The sequence below is a fragment of the Streptomyces sp. ADI95-17 genome, from assembly GCF_003846175.1.
GTDB classification, from domain to species: Bacteria; Actinomycetota; Actinomycetes; order Streptomycetales; family Streptomycetaceae; genus Streptomyces; species Streptomyces sanglieri.
On sequence record NZ_ML123044.1, the window covers coordinates 1,481,372 to 1,484,789 of the forward strand.

2 protein-coding genes and 1 pseudogene are annotated in these 3,418 nt (G+C 73.5%); 1 reads left to right on the forward strand and 2 read right to left on the reverse strand.

What is annotated here, in order from left to right; translation table 11 throughout:
• A pseudogene (locus EES42_RS06670) lies at nt 1-717 on the reverse strand (hypothetical protein); the annotation flags it as partial.
• A 185-nt stretch (nt 718-902) separates the two neighbouring features.
• Nucleotides 903-2,285 (reverse strand): transcriptional regulator, encoded by a 1,383-nt coding sequence (locus EES42_RS06675; RefSeq protein WP_124717102.1) that lies wholly within the window; start codon nt 2,283-2,285, stop codon nt 903-905.
• Nucleotides 2,286-2,639: 354 nt separating this feature from the next.
• Here EES42_RS06675 and EES42_RS06680 point away from each other — a divergent pair, with 354 nt between their 5' ends.
• The gene (locus tag EES42_RS06680) at nt 2,640-3,293 is read left to right on the forward strand and encodes a bifunctional DNA primase/polymerase (RefSeq protein WP_124717103.1); all 654 of its coding nucleotides are present in this window, start codon (nt 2,640-2,642) and stop codon (nt 3,291-3,293) included.
• Nucleotides 3,294-3,418: the final 125 nt, after the last annotated feature.

Genomic DNA, 3,418 nt, shown 5'->3' on the forward strand with positions numbered 1-3,418 from the left:
GGGCGGCTGCCGGTCGCCCGGGGCGCCGGGCCTGATGCCGTAAGGCGTACCGCCGGGCACCGGCGGGATGAACTGGGTCGCCTCGGCGTCACCGCCGTTGCCGGGCTGCTGCTGGTACGCCTGCTGCTGCGGCGGCACCCCGTGGCCGAGGAACGTCGTCGACTCCGCGGGGCTCTCCGGCGGCGGCCCGCCCGGCACGGGCCCACCGGGCACCGGCGCGATGTACTGCGTGGCCTCCGCGTCCCCGCCCATGCTCATCCCGGGCACGGCCTCGGGCGGCAACGGCTGCGCGAACGACTGCGGCGGCTGCGGCTGTTGCTGCATCTGCTGCGGCTGTTGCATCTGCTGCGGCGGCTGCATCTGCTGCGGCTGCACGGGGGGCAGCGGCTGGGCCTGCGGCATCTGGGCGTGCTGCGGGGCGGGCGGCTGCCCGTACTGCCCCTGGCCCGGCTGCCCCTGGCCGTACTGCCCCTGCCCGTACGCCCCCTGGCCCTGGGCGTGCCCCTGGGGCTGGTGCTGGGGCTGTTGCGAGGGGTCCTGGTGCGCCGCCTGCGGCCCCCAGGGCTGCCCCCACGGCTGGCCGCCCGCCGGGGCGGCCTGATCCGCGGGGCCCCCCGGTATCCAGGGCTCGCCGCCACCCGCGGGCAGCACGACACCTTCGTGCGTGGGCCGTACAGCAGGGAGCTGCTGCTCGTCACCCTGTCCGCTCTGCGTCACCGGGACTCCTACGTGTGAACCTACGGAATCGTCGGCTCACGCTATCGGGTGGTTGCCGCCGTTCGCCAAGCGTGTGTTGTCACTCACCAGCCCTTCACACGCGCTGTAACGCTCAGCGCTCTTAAGACGCAGTTAATGGAACGCCCTGACGCGCCCGCCGGCCGGGCCCCCGTTCCCGGGCCCGGTCAGGCCGCCTGGAGCTCCAGCCGGGCACCGAACTCGCGCACCGCCGACTCGTCCCCGTACGGGATCAGCCGCTGCTGGAGATCGTCCAGATACTCCGCTCCCCGGCTGGAGCGCACCGACCCCAGCAGCTCCATCGCCCGCGTGCCCGTGTGGCACGCCTGCTCCACCTCGCGCATCTGGACCTGGGCCGTGGCCAGCAGCACCAGGCCGATGCCGCGACGGCGGGTCCGGGACTCCGGGTGGCCGGCCAGCGACTCCTTCGCGCGGCGCGCGGCGGCCTCCGCCTGGCCGAGGTCACGGTGGCAGTGCGCCAGCTCGTCCGCGAGATAGGCGCGGTCGAAGTGGGCGATCCAGTCGGGGTCGTCGCCCGTGCCCGGTTCGGCCCGTTCCATGGCGGCCAGCGCGCGGCCCGTCACCGCCTGGCAGGAGCGGGAGTCGCCGAGCAGGGCGTGTCCGCGCGCCTCCGCCGCGTAGAACATCGCCTCCGCCCGCGGGGTCACGCGCCCGCGCGCGCCCTCCTGCGCGGCCCGGGCCAGCTGGGCGATCTCCCTGGGGTTGCCGAGCTGCGCGGCGAGATGGCTCATCGAGGCGGCCAGCACATAACCGCCGTACGCCCGGTCGCCCGCCGCCTGGGCCAGTCGCAGCGCCTGGATGTAGTAGCGCTGGGCGAGCCCCGGCTGGCCGGTGTCGACCGCCATGTACCCGGCGAGTTCGGTGAGCCGGGCGACCGCCCCGAACAGCTGCCGGCCGACCGCTTCCCGGTACGCCCCGGAGAGCAGCCCGGAGACCACGCTGTTCAGGTAGTGCACCAGGACCGGCCGGACGTGTCCGCTGCCGAACCGGTGGTCGAGATCGACCAGCGCGGTCGTCATCGCCCGCACCGCCTCGACGTCCGGCATCCCGACGCGGGCCCCGGCGGCCCGTGCCACCTGCGGGTCGGCGCCGGTGATGAGCCAGTCACGGCTGGGTTCGACGAGCGCGGAGGAGGCGACCGCCGATCCGGAGAGAAAGTCCCGGCGGCCGACATCGCTGCGCCACAGCTCGCAGACCTGCTCGATCGCGCCGATCACGGTCGGGGCGAACTGGAGGCCGACGCCGGACGCCAGATTCTTGCCGTTGGCCATCCCGATCTCGTCGATCGTGACCGTACGGCCGAGCTTGCGGCCGAGCGCCTCGGCGATGATCCCCGGCGCCCTGCCGCGTGGTTGCTGTCCGCGTAGCCAACGGGCCACGGACGTCTTGTCGTAGCGCAGGTCGAGCCCGCGTTCCGCGCCGACCATGTTGACGCGGCGGGCGAGGCCGGCGTTGGAACATCCGGCTTCCTGGATGAGCGTCTGGAGCCGTTCGTTCGGCTGGCGTGCGACGAGAGGCCTGGCTGCCATGTTTCCCCCTGAGGCCGCAGTGATCATTGGGCCGATCACTGCCCGGCGAATACGCGGAAAATGCACAGATTCATCGTGTTCGTCACGTGCGTCTTGTTCCTTGTCATTCATGTCGGCATATGACAGAGGCCGACCGGTTACGGACCCGCACAGGGGCGGTCCGGCGGTTGCCCGTATGTGGCTACCCGCCCTGCCGGGCACCGCCTCACGCGCGCCCCCGCCCATGCATCCATGCGCCCCGTATGCCGGATCGATACGCCGGGACCACACCCGTCACGCCCGTAACCCCAAGTGTTGGCCGTAGTTGTGCTGAGCGTGGAAGAGCCCATCGCAGTCGAAGAGCCCGTCGGAGTCATGGAAGCCGCGAAGGTCCCCCAGCAGCGGGGCGAGCAACTGCTCGACGCGGCGGTGCGGTACGCGGAGGAGCGGCACTGGGACGTGTGCCCGGGCACCTGGCTGGAGGCGGCGGAGGGGACCGAGCGGTGTTCCTGCGGCGCTGCCGGCTGCGCCGCCCCCGGTGCCCACCCCACCGGCCCCGACTGGGCGGGCCAGGCGACCGGGAGCGGGGCCGCGGCCCGCAGGATGTGGTCCAGGCACCCGAAGGCGTCGATCCTGCTGCCCACCGGCCGCAGCTTCGACGCGATCGAAGTACCGGAGTCGGCCGGCTTCCTGGCGCTGGCCCGGATGGAGCGGATGGGCCTGCCGCTGGGCCCCGTCACCTGCAGCCCCGACCGGCGGATGTTCTTCTTCGTGCTGCCGGGCGCGGCGGCCAGGTCGGACGACCTCGTGCGGAAGCTGGGCTGGCGGGCCGCCGCCATCGACCTGGTCGCCCGCGGCGAGGGCCACTACGTCACGGGTCCGCCGACCCGGGTCGGCGGTCGCGGCGCGGTGCAGTGGGCCCGCCGCCCCACCACCGCCAACCGCTGGCTGCCGGACGCGCAGGAGCTCATCAGCCCGCTCGCCTACGCCTGCGCCAGGGAAGCGGCCGACGCGCGGACCCGCCTCTGACGGAACGCCCTTTCGTAGGCTGGTCCCGGAACACGGGGCCACCGAAAGGCAGAGGATCATGCGTGACCGCGCAGAGACCGACAGAGCGGTACGGGCGGACGGAGCAGACGCGGCGGGCGAAGCCG

Excerpts from the sequence above, each read along its gene's own strand:
- EES42_RS06675 (WP_124717102.1), bottom strand. The coding sequence starts at position 2,285 with ATGGCAGCCAGGCCTCTCGTCGCACGCCAGCCGAACGAACGGCTCCAG.
- EES42_RS06680 (WP_124717103.1), top strand. The coding sequence starts at position 2,640 with ATGGAAGCCGCGAAGGTCCCCCAGCAGCGGGGCGAGCAACTGCTCGAC.